The organism is Gelidibacter pelagius, from assembly GCF_017581925.1.
Taxonomy (GTDB): Bacteria; Bacteroidota; Bacteroidia; order Flavobacteriales; family Flavobacteriaceae; genus Gelidibacter; species Gelidibacter pelagius.
Window position 1 is genome coordinate 15,670 of sequence record NZ_JAGEVG010000021.1, and the last position, 19,065, is coordinate 34,734.

At 34.6% G+C, this 19,065-nt stretch carries 13 protein-coding genes and 2 pseudogenes; all 15 read right to left on the minus strand.

Features of this window, described 5'->3' with window-relative positions:
* Positions 1-324: 324 nt before the first annotated feature.
* The 15 genes and pseudogenes from J4051_RS19330 to J4051_RS19295 all read right to left on the minus strand — a co-directional run bounded on the left by J4051_RS19330 (position 325) and on the right by J4051_RS19295 (position 19,026).
* Positions 325-1,119 (minus strand): annotated as a pseudogene (locus J4051_RS19330) (transposase).
* A gap of 419 nt (positions 1,120-1,538) precedes the next feature.
* Complete coding sequence (locus J4051_RS15785; protein ID WP_208234846.1) at positions 1,539-2,345, minus strand: hypothetical protein; 807 nt, start codon at positions 2,343-2,345, stop codon at positions 1,539-1,541.
* Positions 2,346-2,363: 18 nt separating this feature from the next.
* Positions 2,364-3,371, minus strand: a complete 1,008-nt coding sequence (locus tag J4051_RS15790; protein WP_208234847.1) for an HmuY family protein — start codon at positions 3,369-3,371, stop codon at positions 2,364-2,366.
* Positions 3,372-3,387: 16 nt separating this feature from the next.
* On the minus strand, positions 3,388-5,604 hold the full coding sequence (locus tag J4051_RS15795) for a TonB-dependent receptor (RefSeq protein ID WP_208234848.1): 2,217 nt from the start codon (positions 5,602-5,604) through the stop codon (positions 3,388-3,390).
* Between the two features lie 18 nt (positions 5,605-5,622).
* Positions 5,623-6,498 carry a ChaN family lipoprotein gene (locus tag J4051_RS15800; RefSeq protein ID WP_208234849.1) on the minus strand — a complete coding sequence of 292 codons (876 nt, stop codon included), beginning with the start codon at positions 6,496-6,498 and terminating at the stop codon, positions 5,623-5,625.
* A gap of 31 nt (positions 6,499-6,529) precedes the next feature.
* Positions 6,530-8,326, minus strand: coding sequence for a M20/M25/M40 family metallo-hydrolase (locus J4051_RS15805; protein ID WP_208234850.1), 1,797 nt, complete (start codon positions 8,324-8,326; stop codon positions 6,530-6,532).
* Positions 8,327-8,353: 27 nt separating this feature from the next.
* Positions 8,354-9,400, minus strand: coding sequence for a TolB family protein (locus tag J4051_RS15810; RefSeq protein WP_208234851.1), 1,047 nt, complete (start codon positions 9,398-9,400; stop codon positions 8,354-8,356).
* A gap of 30 nt (positions 9,401-9,430) precedes the next feature.
* The gene (locus J4051_RS15815) at positions 9,431-11,581 is read right to left on the minus strand and encodes a M1 family metallopeptidase (RefSeq protein WP_208234852.1); all 2,151 of its coding nucleotides are present in this window, start codon (positions 11,579-11,581) and stop codon (positions 9,431-9,433) included.
* Positions 11,582-11,739: 158 nt separating this feature from the next.
* Positions 11,740-11,922 carry a transposase gene (locus J4051_RS15820; RefSeq protein WP_236027550.1) on the minus strand — a complete coding sequence of 61 codons (183 nt, stop codon included), beginning with the start codon at positions 11,920-11,922 and terminating at the stop codon, positions 11,740-11,742.
* Positions 11,923-12,225: 303 nt separating this feature from the next.
* Positions 12,226-12,435: a helix-turn-helix domain-containing protein gene (locus J4051_RS15825; protein ID WP_208234853.1), complete on the minus strand. Its 210-nt coding sequence runs from the start codon at positions 12,433-12,435 to the stop codon at positions 12,226-12,228.
* A complete protein-coding gene (locus J4051_RS19290; RefSeq protein ID WP_208234854.1) occupies positions 12,436-13,059 on the minus strand; it encodes a DUF2975 domain-containing protein in 624 nt (207 codons plus the stop codon). It abuts the gene before it with no gap.
* A 237-nt stretch (positions 13,060-13,296) separates the two neighbouring features.
* Positions 13,297-13,927, minus strand: a pseudogene (locus J4051_RS15835) (IS66 family transposase); the annotation flags it as partial.
* Between the two features lie 772 nt (positions 13,928-14,699).
* Positions 14,700-15,233, minus strand: coding sequence for a carboxypeptidase-like regulatory domain-containing protein (locus tag J4051_RS15840; protein ID WP_208234887.1), 534 nt, complete (start codon positions 15,231-15,233; stop codon positions 14,700-14,702).
* A gap of 550 nt (positions 15,234-15,783) precedes the next feature.
* Positions 15,784-18,594, minus strand: coding sequence for a M16 family metallopeptidase (locus J4051_RS15845; RefSeq protein WP_208234855.1), 2,811 nt, complete (start codon positions 18,592-18,594; stop codon positions 15,784-15,786).
* Between the two features lie 228 nt (positions 18,595-18,822).
* Positions 18,823-19,026, minus strand: coding sequence for a PLDc N-terminal domain-containing protein (locus J4051_RS19295; protein WP_394368930.1), 204 nt, complete (start codon positions 19,024-19,026; stop codon positions 18,823-18,825).
* Positions 19,027-19,065 lie beyond the last annotated feature (39 nt).

Genomic DNA, 19,065 nt, shown 5'->3' on the forward strand with positions numbered 1-19,065 from the left:
TATCCTTTCATACAAAATCTGGAACTGTTCTCTCTTAATCATTTTAGAAAAGCTAAATGATCTCAAGTTGAATTTAAGCATTGTTGCTGTGATGCCTTAATAAAAAGAAATTATATGTAACGGACGTCGTGGAAAAATCTGGATCAGGGAAGAAGCTATTGAGTGCACTCAACAGTATTTGGGATCCAGGTTTAACGTCATAAATTTTCGCTTATAGGTATTGTCTCATAAAATGGATGAGTCAAAAAATAAACTTGGTTAAGTTTTTATTTAAAATCTCACCCTTTTTTCATAAACGATTAAAAACTGATCAATAATAACCCCTCAATTTCTGACAGGCATAGACCCGTTTTTTGAGACTTCCCGTGTAGTTAAATATACGGATTCCATAACCACTTCATCTGTAGAGAACTAAAAGAAGATGGTAAGATCTCTCTGGATGGCATAAGAATTCTTAGCCCCCACTTTGCCGCAAATCGTTCAGGGCAGTTTCCAGAACTTGTTCTGTGGTGGCATTGTAGATCTCTTCCATATTCCTGGTAAACTGCCTTTTATTTTTCTAGACCACCTACCTACAGGGATTACGTATTTGGTGTGCCACACATTTTTGTGTTTTGGACTCAGGAACGACAATACGGATGCCATAGACAAAACCGTTAAGATTTTCCGTGGAGGTGTTCAATAAGTCTTCTGTCCCATGTGGTTTGAAATCCTTCAGAATACTCATCCAAAAGGAGGCAGACTCATCTTTTCCAAGCCTCAGGTCCAAAACTTCTTTGAGTCCATCACCCCTCAGAGCAATGCGATATAGATTGTTTTATTGATAACCCTGGAGCCTTACAATAAAAACAATCCCATCCAACCATAACCATACGATAAGCTGCTTCCAATGGACGGTTCTGCCAAGCTAAAATATCTGCCAAGCCAGCTTCCGTGATACGTGCGATCGGGGACTGGGAAAAACCAGTCATGTTTGTTGTAGTCCAAATGCACATCGAGTTCTCCTTCGATAATTATCTCAACACCACACTCTTGTAGATCCTTTAAAAAGCTGCTAAGTTCCACTCCTGTTTTAAACTGATTGAAAAAATCGTCTGGAAATAAATTTTTTGTTTTCATAATTGTGTAAATAAAAATGACTTGAGTTGATCTAACCCAAGTCATTATTAACTACTACACAGATTTAACAGTGTCTAAAATATATTTCTAATGAAGACTATATTTTTTTAAGAGTGTATCAAAATTTAACAACTTCCTCAAATCCGTTTTCTGAACTACAATCTTTAATCAGACTTAGTTCAATTTACACTCTTCCATATCATTAAGCTCTGAAGAACCCAGAGAAATCCTTTTAACAAAATCAATATTCATCTATATTGGTCTGCCTAAAACATGATTTCAACATGGTAATAAAACCTGCAGTGACAAATTGTTACTACTTCCAAATCTATGTAATTTACTACTTCAATGGTTTTGCAAAATTCAATTTATAATGCACTACAGGTTTTCAACTTCCTAACTCAAAAATCATTTATCGACTAATTAGATGGATCAATTTTTCCTCTATAAAAAATAGATAACTCTTTTGTGCCATCAATATCAAAAGTACCTGCGCCCCAATTATAATTACCGTAATTTAAAGTGTACGAAGGTAGTGTTATCTCATATATGTTATTAGCGCTACTAGAGGCCTTATAGATCAACTTGATAGAAAGATTTTCGCCTTTGTCTCCATCAGTCGTCCAATCATAACTAAATCCAGCATAATTGGCTGTCATACCAACATCATAAGTTCCAATATCTCCTGAATCAGACCATGTATAATTTGCTTGTATAGGATTTGGACCCGCAACCGGAAGTAATTTAATTAAATTTGGATTATCCTGACCAGAAACATTTCCTAACATTCTTAAATACAATGTGCCTCCTTGGGAGGTTCCATCATACCAATAGACGTTAGGTTGATCTGTAGTTCCTATAGCTAATTCTTCACCATCTAATTTATAGACATTTTTAGGGGCAGCAACATCAACAGTTATTTTAGTTGAATCTGAACCATCAGCATTTTTAATTGTTTGGGTAATCGTATAACTCCCCGAATCAAGAAATTGAATGCTGTTGTTTTCCATTTCGTACGCACCACCTGTAACGGTATATGTCAAACTTTCAGTCTCAATTGATGAAAATGAGGAGTTCGAAATTGTTGCAGAATCCCAACGCATTAGATCCGTGGAGCTTAATGTAAATCCTGCTTTTGGTGGGTTTGAATCTTCAGAATCTGAACAGCTTGTAACCACTAAAGCCATTGTGAAGATTAATAAAATTGTTTTGATTTTTTGTGTCATAGTTCTAAGGTATTTAATTTATTTAATTGCATTAATTTCAAAAGATGGAAATCCTTGTTTCCCATCAAGATAATAATCTAAAAATCTAAGTTTATAATAATTCCCATCATCTAACTCAATAACGTATTTTTTATCGGTATCCATTAGATAGATCGGATTTTCTGTAGATGGTATTTTTTTCCAGGTGGAACCTATCGCTCCTTTCCAATCAGTATATGTTAAGCTATGCGCCATGGTCAAATCTATACTGTTATAATCAATTCCACCATCAAAAACCTGAGCTATCCGAACGCCTCCTTCATTATTAATCATCGCTCCAGTCATGTTATAAGGAGAATACTCACCTGCAGTTAGAGTTTCAAACCAACCAAAATATGGGGCCAAATAAAAATCCCATTCATTAATATTTGGCTCATGCTCAACAACAGCATTTTCAGTAAATGAAAAATATACATTGGCCAAGCTCGATGTTCTGTTAATAGTTTTCTCAATTTCTCCTGTACTTTCTACATGAGCATATTTGAAGGTGTAAGATTCAGGTGTTTTAGAAACAAACTGAATTTTATAATATGCTTCTTCCGGTAAGCTTGCACTTCCTCTATTTACCAAATAAACTTCCTTATCTTCCCAGCTTTTTAGACCTATTGAATCTTTTATATTAGAATATGCTGGATCATTGAATTTCCATTCATCTGAATTAAATAAAGTATTTACCGTTTCTTTATTAACTTCTGAAAAATTAGAAGTTCCTGTTTTAATTACTTTTGCAGAGACTGTATAGTTTACTAATACATTGTCACCTTCTTCGGCTGATTGAAAAGCCATATCCCATCCGCCTAAAGACTTGTTGGATACCTCCTGCGTTGTGTTTGGATAAATTTTAAAAAATGTAACGTTTCTGGAAATGTTATGTTGACTCGTAAAAACCTCTTCTGTTGATTTTAACTGTGCTACGGTATCAATTTCTTTAAAACATGAAGAAAACAGTAAAGCCGGTAATAGAATATAAAATATTGATGTTCTCATAAATTCATTTTTTTGGTTAAAATCGATAATTTACTTTTGCGAAAAAGGTCCTTCCATAATTAATTGGACTACGGAATTCCTGTCCATTTTCATAGCCATAAGTACGGGACCAATAATTATCAAATAAGTTTTTACCGCCAATGACCAGGTCCAACTTATTTTTAAAGAATTTCTTACTTAACGTTGTTTCCAAATCACTCATAGATTCTTTATAAACAAAATAATAATCACCTAAAGCATCGCTACTAGTAGCTAGTGCTGGTGTTTTCCCGTATAGTTTGTAGTTTGCCATAAGAATCACTCCAGCTTTCCTGAAATTATATTGACCGTTAAGCGTGTAATTAGCATAACTTACCTCTTTAGTCCAAATGGCATCACCGGCATAATCATAAGATTCTCCAGTCTTATTATAAGCTGCAGAAAGTCTCAATCCTTTGTTTAAATAGGCTAAATTTATATTGAACCCTCTAGTTCTTCTGCCACCAAAATTGGTGTTTCGATATTCTTCAGTTACTGGATTAGTTCTTATTAAAGCTATGACATCCTTTCCATCATTATAAAATATGGACGGTTCAAGTTTTATTGTTGAAGTGCCCTTGTTTATGGTATACAATAGAGACGCATTATAGCTGTCAGTTGTTTCTGCTTTTAAATCAGGATTCCCTGCTAAGTTATGGTTTGAATCATGAAAATCTAAGAACAATTCTTTTAATGAAGGCGCTCTAAACCCTTTTGCATACGATGCTCTTATGTTCAAATTTTCAATAATTCCCCATTTAGCATTCATGGAAAATATAAGTGGTGTTTCAAATGAGGTGTTATAAATATATCGCAATCCAGGCTGAAGTGAAATAGAGCTAATTGGTTCCCACTGTAGACTAGCAAAAGCAGCGTAATCAGACATACTGGCCTCTTTTTCAATTCTATCTCCGTCGCCTTTGTCACTATTGATATCCCAACCAAACTGATAGTTGAATTTTGATTCTTCTGGTGCTACCGTAAAAGTACCTCTTGTCATGAGATTATGAAAAATGGTACCTGTTGTTCCTGTTCGCGTATGAGTTAATTCTGAGAGATCGGAGCGAATATCTTCCGCAGTCCTTTTAAAATAGGTATAAGCTCCAACTACATTATAGGATGAACTTTTACTTATTCGATCACTAAAATTCAGGGTGTTCATAGACCTTAAAGTGATATAGTTGTTATCATATGCTATCAATGTGAAAGGATTTTCGTTGGCATAGTTTTTTAACTCTGAATTCATGATCGATGATTTCACGCTAACCTGAAAATCATTCTTTCTGTAAGCATATTCTATGTCGCCATTATAAACGAGCTTTGGTTTAAACTCCATATACCGATCTTTACCAGTAGTATTATTGTTAGCAATATTCAAATCTAAATCAATTCCTTGAAATATATTTCTACTTCCAGATACACTTAACGTACTGTTTCCTTTGCTAATAGAACCAAAAACACCAACATTATAATTGTTCTTAGTATCAGTATAGCCATTAACCGTAAACATATTTTTAGACGTCTTGTTCTTTTTGGTAATTATATTTATGACTCCTGCCAAAGCGCTTGTACCATATACCACCGACATGGGGCCTTGTACAATTTCAATATGATCAACATTGTCCATGTTTATCTGGGATAAATCAATGTCTCCCGCAACTCTTCCTATAATGGGAACGCCGTCAATCAAATATTTCACGTTTTCACCTCCCATACCCTGCATTTCTAAAGAGGTACCTGTAGAGGGGTCGGTTTTCAATCTAATAAACGATTCCTGACTTAGTGCTTCGGCCAAGTTATTAACACCTCGCTGTTGCATGTCACGACTGCTTATTACGTTTATTTTATAAATTGATTTATCTGCCTTTTTAGGACCATATTGCCCAGTAATTACAATGTCATCTAAAGTGTCGTATTGTTCAGTCATTTCCAAAGTGAGATGCTCACCTTTTCCAATTTGTCCTTCCAAAGTTTCAAAACCTAAAAAAGATACACTATAATTTACACGATCATCCAAATCAAACCTCACCATTCCATTATTATCTGTAACCAAACCTCTTATTAATTGACCGTTAATTTTGTAGAGTGCTACGGTTACATAAGGGATTTCTTGATTGGTCTGACTGTCAATCACTCTTATGCTAGTGTTTTGTGCGATAATTGCGGACTGAAAAAATAAAGCGAAAACTAGTATATAAATATAGTTTAATTTCATAATGTTGAGTTTAGGTGATTATCTTTTAGTCTGCGTCATGTTATCCGCAACAACAATTATATAATTAGCTATCTGAGCTTTTTCTTCATCAGTCATCTTATTCCATTCTGATCGCAAAACAGTGGTTATAGACTTGATAGTATATCCTGGTTTAATTTTATTAACCCACCAAATGATTCCTCTTCCATAATCAGAATGATACGCGCCATCTAAATGGAAATATAAGTCACCTGGATTAAAATTATTTATAGAAAAATGAGCCATTGTAGCATCCTTTGCAGCCTGTGCTGTTTGTATGTTTAACATATTTGGTGGGACATGTCCTCCCATTTTATCCTTCATGTCAGCGTATACTGAAGCATCAAAATGCTCTTTTAATGGGCCGATCATTGCCAATGCTTCCGGACTTAACTCATCTAAAACATCAATTCCCTTTTTATTAATCATGGCAGCATATCGGCGTGGAATATTAGAAGCAACAAAGCGAAGTTTCTTTTCTTTGGCAAACTCAACTAAAGGTTTATAATCGGTAGCATAATTCCCCCACAATTGAGTGATTTCAGGTAGCATCTTGTCTTCTTCATAAAATCCAGCTAAATATTCATCCAATACGAGCTGGTTTCCATTTTCAAACATTTCAGCACCAAAAAATAATTTATCACCTCTTTCTTTATAGAAACTTTTTGCCATTTCTATTTGCATCCAGTGGGAAATCGGATTGGTGTGATATTCTCCAAAAAAGACCATATCACTTTTCACCAGGTCTTTGATCATTTTATCGTAATTCGCAATCTTCCCTTTTTGATTGAAGAGTTCATAAGCAGGCTGACTTTGTGCTATTACAAAACTTATATTTATTAATAAAATAAGTGCTGATAATTTAATTTGTTTCATGTTACTGTTATAAAGGTTAATGTTACTCATGTTAATCATGATCTATTTGTATAATTAATATTTCTTTCTTCCCATCTCTCATAACATCAACATTAATAGTTTGCCCTGGTCTTATTTTAGTCATTCGATCCATATACTCGTAAATATTATGTATTTTTTTTCCTGCTATACCAACTATGACGTCTCCTTTTTTCATACCACCTTTATCCGCTGCTAAACCTTTAGTGACTCCGTCCACGCGCAAACCATCTTCTTCTGATTTTCCAAAATATGGCATTAATCCTAAAACAACCTTTCCCTTTCTTGTGTTTGCAGCTTTTCCCTTTGGCCCTGCTTCCTGAAAAGTTAATGCGGTATCTGCATTTATTAAATTTTCGGATAAATCATAAGCATATTCTGTTATTCTGCGTAATCCATCAAAATCTATTTTCTCTAATACATCTCCTGACGTGTGATAGTCATCGTGAGCACCTGTGTTAAAAAAGAAAACCGGAATATCTTCTACATAAAAATTTGCATGGTCTGAAGGCCCAAATCCATTCTGTTCTACTCCTAAAACTAAGTCTCGCTCCTTTTCAGACAAAATTCTCTCTAATAGTTGCTCACCCTCTATTGACGTGCCAACGCCACTAACTGTAATTTCTTTGGTGTCTTTTAATCTTCCAATCATGTCTAAATTAACCATGGCGACAATTTTATCCTTTGGAATGGTTGGATTCATTGTGAAATATTTAGAACCAATAATTCCTATTTCTTCCGCCCCAAAGCCTATTAAAATTACGCTTCTTTTAAGTGAGGAATTTACTAATTTCTCAGCAATTTCCAGCATACCTGATACTCCAGATGCATTATCATCTGCACCATAATGAATCGCATGAACATCCGGCTCTCTAGAAGAGGTTGTGCTACCACCCCAACCTAAATGGTCATAATGAGCTCCAACGACAACGTATTCAGATTTTAAGTTAGAATCCGACCCTTCAATTATCCCAATTACGTTTCTCGTTTCAGTTGTTTTGAAAACAATTTTTGATTGAGCTTCAACCAGAGCTTCCGAAACAAATGAATTTGGTTTCATTTCATTTACCAATCCACTTTCCACTTCTTCAATTGTTTTCCCAACACTTTCAAGTATTTTATTCGCAAGTTCTCTAGTGATATTAAATGCAGGTATTCCTAAGTTTGATTCGGTCTGGTCAATCTCTAAATCTAACAATTTATCCTTTTTTGAAACATTTTCACCTGCCACTAACAAAACTCCTTTAGCCCCTTTTTCTTTCGCTGTTAGAACTTTAGATTTTTCTCCCGAAAAAGGAATAAACAAACTATTTGGATCTCTAATCTCTGGATCATTTCTCAAGAGCAAAACCCATTTGTCTTTTACATTAACATTCTCATAATCATTCCACTGCAAACTATCTACAGAAATATCAAAACCATATCCAACCATTGCAACCTGCGCTTCTAATGAAACATTACTTGAATAGCTAAAAGGGATAAAATCTTTATGCAATTCGGCTGTATGATTTCCGATTTTCAAAAAGTTCTCTTCCAATGGAGCTTCTGTTTCTGTTACTACATTAAAATTTTGAAAATACCCACTTTCACCTGCAGGTTTTACACCAATTAGTTTAAATCTCTCCGCAATGTAGTTTCCTGCTAACACGCCTCCTTGACTTCCTGGTAGCCTACCTTCTAATTCATCCGAGGCTAAAAATGTTACTGTCTTGGTTAAATCTTCAACAGTAATTTCAGGGTTTAAGTCGCTCTTACAAGCTACAGAAACGAAAATGATACTTATTATACTATATTTATAAATATTTTTCATGTGTTTATTATAACAAAAGTTTATGCTTTATTCTTTAGGCCCAAGGTTTGATGACGAAACATCCATAACAAATAATTTTAATGAACGATCTCCTTTTTCATTCCCTCTACTCGATGAAAATGACATCAATTTGCCATCAGGTGAAAAAGCTGGAAACCCATCAAATCCATCATTATTTGTTAATCTCACTTCTTCTCCAGTTTTAAGGCTTCGTAACATGATTTCGTAATTATTTGGTGGAAAAACGGTTACATAAGCAAAATGATCTCCATTTGGCGCAGGGAACGGAGCCCAATGTGTGCCACTTTTATGGGTAATTTGCTTCATGTTTTTCCCATCAATATCAATAGTGAATATGTGCATGTTCATTTTCTCTTGTCCTTCTTCTGATTTTTTCCAAGCTCGAAATAAAATAGTTTTATTATCATTCATTATAAATGCGCCTCCCTCTTGTAGATCCTCTGTAAATGTGATTTGCTTTTGATTACTTCCATCAGGGCTCATTGTCCATAAATCAATCATTCCATCGGTTTGTCGACTGAATAAAATAATTTTTCCGTTCGGACTTATGCCAACCTCAGCATCGTATTGCGTATTGTTTGTCAATCTAACAATGTTTTTACCATCTAAATCACTCATATACAACTCCGCTCCTTGAGGATAGTCCTCCGGATCGGAGTAATTCCCACGATGCATTTCCACGTTATCTCTTGTAGATGTCCAAATTAAATGCTCGCCATCTGGCACATAATGCGAACATGCATCATCCCCAAAAGCATTGATCTTTTTTAAGTCGGTTCCATCAATATTTACAGTGTAAACATGATGTGTTGTGTCTTGCCCCATTTTACCATTAAAAATGACAGACTTTCCATTTGGCGAAAAATAGGCCTCAGCACCACTTGAAACATTAGGAATTCTTTTAACAGGAAGCTCTAAAGACGTTGCTTCTGCAACAATTGCTTCATCATCTAATGCTAAATCTGATTCCTTATTTTTTTTGTTATCAGCACACGATAATAACATTACCGAGAAAATGCATGTCAGCAATGAATACTTAGACAGTTTGATCATTTCGAAAGTTTTAAAATTGGTTAAATATCTTTATCTCTTGGTTTCAAATAATGCCTTTCTTGGAATTATTTTCGCTGTAATTTCCCCATCACTAGTCCTAACATTTAAAGAAGAATTTAAAACTGGCAATGAGCCCTTTAATACATTGTTCGCTGCGTTACCCTCAAATCCTAAATATCCGTATTTACCATAGTGCAATAATTTACTACTTAAAGCTGTTATGGCTTCATGAGAATTTGCACCAACAAAACCTACACTTTCCGCTAAATTACTCGAGTTTGGTACTGCATAAACTATTGCGCCTGTATTTGATAAATTTTTAATTTGCTCTAATGTTTCAGAATCAAAGCTTGAGGCATAGGAGGTCTGTAAATCATTGTTATTGAATTTATTTTCAAAACCTATCACCCAAACAGATTGATCCGTTGGCAATTTTTCTATTTCTGAATCTAATAGTATTGTAGCAATTTTACCTTGTGCTTCTTGTGTTGCTTTCCATATATTCGCCAATTCTTTGTAAGTTGCCTGATACTCTCCTTTCGAAGGAATTACCAGTGATAAGGCTTTAGCTCCAAAAACCTGGGATAAAGAAGAAGGCACTTCGCTGCGACTTACTCTTCGCATGACATCAAATTCTGGATCTACCTCAATTTTTAGAGGTTTTTGATTAAACGTAAAGCTGAAATTCTGTTCTTTTTTATTCATATCTACTTTCTTCCAAATCACTTCAGAGTTTTGATTTAAATAAACTGCAATAGGGATAGCCACATCAAATAAATCTTCTTTCTGCACCTGTTTTAAGGTGAAAGATAATTCAAACTCATTATTGTTTTGAGTTGAATTTACATTCAACAATTCGATAGACGGAGTACCTACTCTATCGATCCATTGTTCAAAAAATGATGACAAATCTTGTTTTGACACCTCCTCAAAACTCTTTTGAATATCAGAAAATGAAGCTTTTGTAAATTTGTTGTCCTTATAAAATTTTTGATATGCTTTTATAAATACATCATCTCCCAAATTAGTTCTCAACATATTATTTATCATCAGGACTTTACCGTAACCAATAGACTCTTCAGCTGGATTATTTCGACTTAAAAACTGATTAATAGGCATATCATTTTCTTCATTTACATAATCTGTAAATTTTTGAAGAGTTTGTTGCCTGTATGTAGCGCCATTCCCCATTTGTTCTTGAATCAAATGATCTGCCATGTATGCTGTAATACCTTCACACCAGTTCCCTCTAGAATAATCCACAAAAACACCATTACCCCAATAATTATGAAGTAATTCATGTGGATAAGAAGAATATAATATCCAAGGAAAACGAATGATTTTCTCACCCAATAAGGTAAAAGATGGCATACCATAACCTGTTTCCCAAAAATTCTCAACCAATGCAAATTTTGTATAAGGGTACTCCCCTATTAAGTTCTCGTACATGGCTAAGAACTCACTAGTTGAATTTAAATACCTATCTGCCAAGTCCTTATCCGGGGTTCTTAAAAATGCTTGCACTTCGACATTACCTAACATTTTTGAGTACTCAGCCCATTTCGCACCTATCAAATAAATTTCATCCATAGGCTCCGGGGAATGGTAAAGAACATTTCTAATGTTCTTCTGCACCTCATTTTGAGTTCGCTCACCCTGTGATACAATTGACCAATTTTTGTCGATTTTCACTTTTAAATCAAAACTAGACAACAATTTATTTTCAAACTCAGGAAGCCAATAGGTCGAACCAGCTAAATAAACTCCTGTTTCCGAAATAGTTCCTTTTGTTTCGCTAAATCCTCGTGCATATTCAGCAGCAGATTTTTCAATAGCATCGTTAATAACTCCCTTATAAGAAATAGTAAATGAATTTTTTGACGATTTTTCTAATGTCAACAAGTACTTATTAACATAACTTTGTGTATCTTTATTAGGATTTTCAACTGTAACAATTTTTGCACCTTTAAGATTTTCAATAATTAAATCTTTATTTAAGTATATATATGTACTGTTGTTATTATCTAATATATTATTTGGCAAATCAAATGTGTTTTCCACTTGAATGCTCGAGTTAGAAATATCAATATTTACAGAGATATCTTGATATGCATTTTGTGCTGGCATGTATTGAAAAACCATTACAAAAATCAATAACGATAAGTATTTTTTAATATCCATTTATGCGTGTTTTATTTGTGCGTGAAACTTCATGCAGTGAATATATAAATTTATTATTGATAAACAATACATTATTACTGTTTATTGATAAATAAAATAAATATGTATGGGAAAAAGTCAGACAGTTGTGTGATTTTAAGATTAAGCATAAATTGTTGTTAGTCCATAATTAGGAAGAATTCTACGCTCATGATAACTCCGAACTGCACCCCAAAAGCTTCTATCATGGCATTGAACGATTCTGCGGAAGCATTGGCGCTTCTAACATCAAAGTAGTTCAGTATATTTGATAATGGATTGATATCGTTCAGAATATGCTGTTGAAGCCCTAAATGCCGCATGCCCTACTTTTTATCCTATTTCCCCAATCTTATGAGTACGGAGATCTTGACCCTAAGTATGCTCTAAATTTCTTTTGGAAGAATTTAAACTAACTAAATCAATGGACTTAAGTGCCATAGGTTTTTGAAATAGATTGAAAGTCTGTTGCATTCATGAAATTTACAGTAAAAAAAATGAGTTGGCATCCTCAGAGTATGAGTAAGATCTCGTAATCCGTGAAATTCGTGTCAAAACTTTTAGAAGCTAAAGCGACATGCACTAAAGTGGATAGTTTTAACTTAATTTAAGACCATTAAATGAAGTTACTTTTCAGGAACATATTCGAGAAGTTCAGCTGGCTGACATTCCAACACTTCACATATAAGTTCTAGGGTTGTAAAACGTATAGCCCTTGCTTTTCCACTTTTTAAAATGGATAAATTAGCCATTGTTATACCAACTCTCTCCGAAAGTTCGGTTAAAGTCATCTTTCGTTTTGCTAAAACTACATCAAGGTTTGTTATTATAGCCATCTATATGGTAAGGTCTTTATCTTTTTGTAATTCAACTCCTCTTAGAAAAACGATACTTATTACGTATACTAATAAGCCTAATAATATTGTTTGAAATCTAAAATTAAACTCATTTTTAATAATAATACTTTCGAACACTAACGTGTTCTTTATCCATAAGTCAGCCGCGTACTGAATCAACTGAGCCACAAATGACATTAATATAATAAACAACGATATCTTCCTAATATACATGCCATTAGCTGTAATAAAATAATTATTGTCTGTTAAATTTTTAAATATTCTACGCAAAAAATAGATTATAATTAAATAAATTAAAGAATCAACCATTGCTGCCAACATCCTTAAGTATATGAATTTTTGATCCAGATCCGTAATATGAAGCCTTCCTTTGCCATTTGTTAATGAGTAGACATAATTATCACCGTTGTAAATTAATGGTTCCACAAAAGTGATTTTTTTAAAACTAATATTAAAACCTTTTAAATGATTTAAATCTATTATATCAATATTATAATACAGTAAAAACCCGATCACTATAATTAGAGCTATTATTACTATTTGCAAATACCAAAAGATATTTAAGATAGTTCTTGTAAATTTTAATATTTTATAATTCCTCATTTCACTGTTAGTTATGGACTAACGTCAATATTACAAAAATAATCATTAGTCTTTGTATAAACATTTTTAAAATCGGAATTCCGAGAAGAACTCCGCGCTTTATTAATAGTTTAACCTGAGTTGCAGGCTTCCTATGAATAATACATTTATCAATTTGAATTTACTAAATTTAAACTGTTATAATGTATCACCCGAGCAACTACATGTTGGTTAATTCAATAAAATTTTAGTGTAGCACTATTTTGATGTTGTAGACTCTATCGTCCCCTTGTAATTATGAGGATATTGATCTGTGATCTTCTTGTGGTTTATGGACTGTATGTTTTCAAGTGTATATTTCAGTCAGGCATACGGGTTGACCTCCTGTTTTTTTACAATTTGCAAAAAAATTATATGCCATTGCCGCCTTTTGGGCCGTATCGTGCGATCCCGCAAAGAGATAGTTCTTTCTGCCAAGAGCAACGAGCCTGATCACGTTTTCCACCAGGTTAGTCTATCTGCAAGTTTCCACCTGTTAGATATGCCGTTAGCATGTCCCATCTGGATTGGGAGTATGCCAAGGCTTTGCCTATTTGGCTTTTGGGCGGGGTGAGATTGATCTGCAAAAACATCTACTTTCTTTGAGCCTAAGCTCTTTGATCTGCTTTGGATTCAATCCCTGTTCTTTTGCCTTGCGCTCGACCGCATAGAGTTTTTGTATTTCAACCAACGCATGCTCGCTCCTTGATCTGTCATTATCCAGAGCTCTCTCAAATTCGCGTCTTGTATGTGCCCAGCAAGCTAAATGTGTTACCTCAGATTTTTTGCCATAGGCATTTTATCCCGCATAACCATCGGTCTGCAGGTACCCCTTGAAGTTTTGTAGAATAGGTATGAGAGACCTTTAGCGGCATCCAAAAGACCGAAGACACGGACCAGAGAATCCTAAGGGATGACAAGATGGATTTTTCCAAGGTCGCTCTAGAGAAAACGTGCATAAAAATCATCAAACTACCCACCAGGGGTTGAAAATAGAAAACTGTGCTGGAATTCGGATAATCTTTGTACCTTGATTATACCTTTTGAAATTCAAAAGCCCGTTTTTAGAGCTTAGGATTCATATTCGGTGTTTTATTTCATTAGACGTACGGCTTATTCGTCTGAATATCAAATAGTTAAAACACAGCCGATTTTACCTAATTAGGTAATAACTAACCCGTTCAAAATGAGTAACTGCTAACTACAACACCAAAGTTATAATCCGTGCATAGAAACTCAACTTTCCACGCCTGAAGCACCAGTTTTAATAGTTAGCTCTGCTTGCAATAGATCCAAGAACTTTGAATTTTCTTTTAACTTTTATTCGACTCCATTTACAAAGGAATGAGATGATTATTTACCAAAATTCTATTATTCTGATAGAACTCTCACCCCCAAACCTGGCAGCACCAGTTCCTAAGTATAGAACGTTTCTACTACTAAGATAAAAGCAGTAATTGATATATTCCATTTTATGATTTAAAATCGTCACTTATCTTATGAATATCACTTTTTCATCTTTCATGCCTGGCAAGAACGTATCAAACTTACACATCCTAAGAATTTAAATTCAGAATCTCTTGAACGCTTTTCATGTCTTCACTAATTTCTCATCCAAAACCCTAGCGTATATTTGTGTTGTGGTCACCTTGCATACTTTCCAAAAGCATCATAAATGTTAGGGAAGACATCCGGTTGGGTTTACCGTTTATTGTAATCAAAGCGGACCTACCCTGTAGTTTAACCCCACCATCTTCATCAATTTGCACCCCAGGTAGAAGAGATAGCACGTCGGCGGTTGATATCTGTTTAAACAATGAATCATTTTGTATATTCACCATTATACTGGTTGCGGTGTGTTCTATATTTTTTGATATCTCCGCTTTAATCATCACTTCATCCAATTGTTGGTTTTGATCTCTAAGTACAATATCTGGCAGTTTAATATCCAATGTTAAAGAGTATCTTTTTATATACTTTGAATATCCTAAAACGCTTACTTCCAAAATATATTCACCGGAACTTAATTCAATAGAAAACTTTCCATCATCTTCACTACTGATAGTTCCAACCTTTTCCTCCGTTTTTAAATTCACAAAAACAATATTTGCATACGATATAGGCTCACCTTTGACGTCAATTATACTGCCATTAATCGTGACTTTTTAGCTTATCAATGAAGACTTTACAGTTATTTGCGCATAAGAATGTTGAATCAATAACAAACCCATTGCAAAGAATACTTTACGGATTATATTCATTTAGAAAAAATTAATCACAGTGTTTTGGAGAAAATATCAAAACACTGTGATTTATGAAATTTAAAAACTACTATTCAAAAACTATTATTCGAGCTTCACAAGCCGCTGCCCATTCACCTAGACCAACTGTCCCTCTGGCATCAGTATCGAGTTGTGCAAACATTTGTTCTGTGAGGTCAGGAATTCCTGCTCGAATTTCTACAAGGGTTAAAAGATCATCCCGTTCACATCAAATGCACTGAAGGAATCTGAACAAGGTCCTGCAAAAGCAGATAACGAAATGATCATTAATGCACTAGAAACCATCAGTTTTTTCATGATTTAAAATTTAAATTATTATACTTATTTTTATATAAAATCAGTGAGATGTATTACTATCTCAAAACACTCCTCTGGCTACTGGTTGTGTGTTATCATAAATATAGCCACTTAACTCCTAATAACCCTATTTTTTCTCGGGCAGCAAAATAAATTCAGCATAATTGCTCTCATCAAAATAGGTGTTGGCTGCATCTTTGAAATCTTTGGTGCTCATCTTATTTATTTGAGTTTCGTAATTTAAGATATCGCTATACTCCAAATCGAATTCATAAGCTTCCTTTAGTTTTGCAACCCAATAACTATTATTGGTCAACCATTCTTTTGTACGTGACAATTCGGCTTCCTTAAGTTTGTGCAAATCTTTTTCTGATGCACCATCACGTTTTATTATTTCAATTTCTTCGAAAACTTTATTTGTTAACCTTTCTACATTTTCTGGTGCACAAGTAAACTCAATGCTCATGCGGTACCAGTCATTAGGTCTATTAGCTGCAAAGCCAGAAACTCTAACTCCATACACGCCTGACATTTTCTCGCGAAGTTCTTCCGTGAGTTTAATTTTGAGCAATTTTGCCAATAAGGTGAGTTGCTCTTTTTGTTCAAGCGTAAAATCCAAGCTGCCCGTAAAATTCATGACCACTTGACTTTTATCACCAATGCCCTTAACAATTGTATTTTTAATGATGCCTTCTGGACGTCTTAATCCGATGTCGTTCCAAGTACTTTTTTCATTGAGGTTCGATGGAAGACTACCCAAATATTGTGTCGTAAAAGCTTTAAGTTTTTCTATATCAAAACTCCCCACAAAAACGAAGGTGAAGCCATTGGCTGATGCGAATCTTTCCTTGTAAAAATCAAAGGCAGTTTCCAAATCCATACCTGTCTCGACTTGTTCTTCGGTAAGAGGGATGCCTCTTAAATGATTTTGTGTCATGACTTCACTGATCTTTTTTCTGAACACTGCATCCGGACTTTTGTCTTGGTCTTTATATAGTGATAAAGAACTTGCCTTATAAGCGTCAAATACATTTTGATCTCTGTTTGGAGCCGTAAAATATAAATAGGTCATTTGTAACATACGTTCTAAATCGGCAGATGAACTACTTCCTGAGAACAGCTCGTCATAGAAGTTAATGTACGGGGTTACCCTGACGCTCTTACCCATGTTCAATTTACCTAAATCGGTATTAGAGATATTATTAATACCACTAGCGCCAATGATATTACCCGCGCTTCTTGCAGAAACATATAATGAATCTGGTGCAACAGAACTTCCGCCAGGTCTAAATCCGTTCATTGAAATCATGTCGTTTTGAAAGCCTGTAGGCTTTGCGATAACCGTGACGCCGTTTGCGAATTTCCACATGGTCATATCAATCTTGTCGTTATAAATACTGCTAACAATTTTTCCTGCATGCGGTATCTCTGTCATTAACTTAAGATTCTCAAGAGAATCTACATAAGGCTCCACTTTCTTCTTCGCGTTTTTATTTAGAAGTTCCAATATCTCTGTTTCGGTTGGCAGCTTCAAATCTTCTTTGTCTATTGCATTTATGACTACGGCAATATTTTTATCTGTAATCCATTTTTTTGCAAGATTATTGACGTCCTCCACAGTTATGGTTGGCAACATTTCATTGTAGAAATGGTATCTAAAAGTATCACTCGGAATAGGTTTATTACCCGTATAGTTATCTATATAACGTTCTACGTACGTACGGGTTGGGATTTTTCCGGTTTCTTTCCTGTATAGGTCTGCGCTATTAAGTAATGCCGCTTTATAGCGTTCTAGTTCAGAAGTTTTAAAACCAAAGCGTCTGGCGCGCTCACTTTCAGTCAGTAAAGCTTCAATACCTTCAACTATCTTATCTTCTTTTAAGATGGCTCGTAAATAATAACTATCTAAAGGACCCAAAAACTTTCCCATACCTGCATTTGCAGATAAAAATGGTGCGTCTGCAGATTTTTCAACCTCTGCAAGACGTTGTTTCAGCATTCCTGAATAAAGCAATTGCAAGAGCTGCTCTTTATAATCTTTCAAGGTTTCAACTTCAGTGCCTTGTTTCTTATGATAAATGGAAATGCTGACTCCTTGTGCTTCTTTATCTGTAATAATACTTACTGAAGGAGCATCGTTATCTTTGATATCATAATAAATACGCTCTCTCGGATTTTTAACAGCTTTTAAGTCCTCAAATATTGTTTTGACTTTTTCTTCTGTTTCAGTAACATCAAAGTCTCCTACTATCACAAGTGCCATTAAATCTGGACGGTACCAATCTTTATAAAATCTTTTAAGAGCATCATATTCAGAATTCATGATCACATCCAATGTTCCAATAGGAAGCCTTTCCGCATATCTGGAGTTGTTTGTTAGCACAGGTATGGATTGATAGTACATACGAGTTCTTGCACCACTTCTTGCCCGCAATTCTTCTGCAACAATACCACGTTCGTTATCAATTTCTTCATGGGAAAATGTAATGCCGTCTGCCCAATCTCTTAATACTTTTAGACTTTTATCAAAAACATCCGTGTCATTAGTTGGAATCGAGAGCTTGTACACAGTTTCATCAAAGCTTGTATGCGCGTTTAGGTCGGCTCCAAACTCAACACCAAGGCTTTGCAAATAATCAATCAGGTCGTTTTTCTCAAAGCTTTTGGTACCATTGAACGCCATGTGCTCAATAAAGTGTGCAAGGCCAAGTTGGTCCTCATCTTCCAATATCGAACCCACATTCAGAACGAGCCGTAATACTGCTTTGTCAGCAGGCTTAGGATTGTGTTTGATATAGTAGGTGAGACCGTTGTCCAATTTGCCAGTTTTTATTGTAGGGTCTATTGGAATTTTTTCGCTTAAATCCTTAACCTGGGCTGTCAGGCTCAAACTAACAATGAGCAAAAATGTTGTTATTATTGTTTTGATGTCTTTCATGATCTTTGTTTTTAAGGAATAATTTAGATAGTGATGCACTTGAATTGACGCAGACAAAATTATTCAGGGGAGGTAATCTGATGGAATTATCAGTAGAAAAGAGAGCTTGTATTTTGTTAAACCTTCGATTCGATCTATTGGGCTAAATTTATAGGATAGATGTTTCACTGTATTTGGCTTATTTACCTAAGGAACAGCGTAATAAGAGTCATTGTTGACTCAGGTCTATTACTCTAAAGTATCTCGAATTATCAAATCTTTTTTATAGCGAAAGTAAAATATAGTGCCTAATAATGGAAAGAATAAAACGAGTAGCAACCAAACAATTTTTTGATTTAACTTTTTAAATTTTGTTTCATAAAAATCCATTAGGGTCCAAATCCAAACCGCAATTGATATTCCTATAAGTATTTGAATAAACATGCTTTGCATTTTGTTTTTGGTTTAAAAATGGAGCTCCAAACCGTTGAT

Excerpts from the sequence above, each read along its gene's own strand:
- J4051_RS15785 (WP_208234846.1), bottom strand. The coding sequence starts at position 2,345 with ATGACACAAAAAATCAAAACAATTTTATTAATCTTCACAATGGCTTTA.
- J4051_RS15790 (WP_208234847.1), bottom strand. The coding sequence starts at position 3,371 with ATGAGAACATCAATATTTTATATTCTATTACCGGCTTTACTGTTTTCT.
- J4051_RS15795 (WP_208234848.1), bottom strand. The coding sequence starts at position 5,604 with ATGAAATTAAACTATATTTATATACTAGTTTTCGCTTTATTTTTTCAG.
- J4051_RS15800 (WP_208234849.1), bottom strand. The coding sequence starts at position 6,498 with ATGAAACAAATTAAATTATCAGCACTTATTTTATTAATAAATATAAGT.
- J4051_RS15805 (WP_208234850.1), bottom strand. The coding sequence starts at position 8,326 with ATGAAAAATATTTATAAATATAGTATAATAAGTATCATTTTCGTTTCT.
- J4051_RS15810 (WP_208234851.1), bottom strand. The coding sequence starts at position 9,400 with ATGATCAAACTGTCTAAGTATTCATTGCTGACATGCATTTTCTCGGTA.
- J4051_RS15815 (WP_208234852.1), bottom strand. The coding sequence starts at position 11,581 with ATGGATATTAAAAAATACTTATCGTTATTGATTTTTGTAATGGTTTTT.
- J4051_RS15820 (WP_236027550.1), bottom strand. The coding sequence starts at position 11,922 with ATGCGGCATTTAGGGCTTCAACAGCATATTCTGAACGATATCAATCCA.
- J4051_RS15825 (WP_208234853.1), bottom strand. The coding sequence starts at position 12,435 with ATGGCTATAATAACAAACCTTGATGTAGTTTTAGCAAAACGAAAGATG.
- J4051_RS19290 (WP_208234854.1), bottom strand. The coding sequence starts at position 13,059 with ATGAGGAATTATAAAATATTAAAATTTACAAGAACTATCTTAAATATC.
- J4051_RS15845 (WP_208234855.1), bottom strand. The coding sequence starts at position 18,594 with ATGAAAGACATCAAAACAATAATAACAACATTTTTGCTCATTGTTAGT.
- J4051_RS19295 (WP_394368930.1), bottom strand. The coding sequence starts at position 19,026 with ATGCAAAGCATGTTTATTCAAATACTTATAGGAATATCAATTGCGGTT.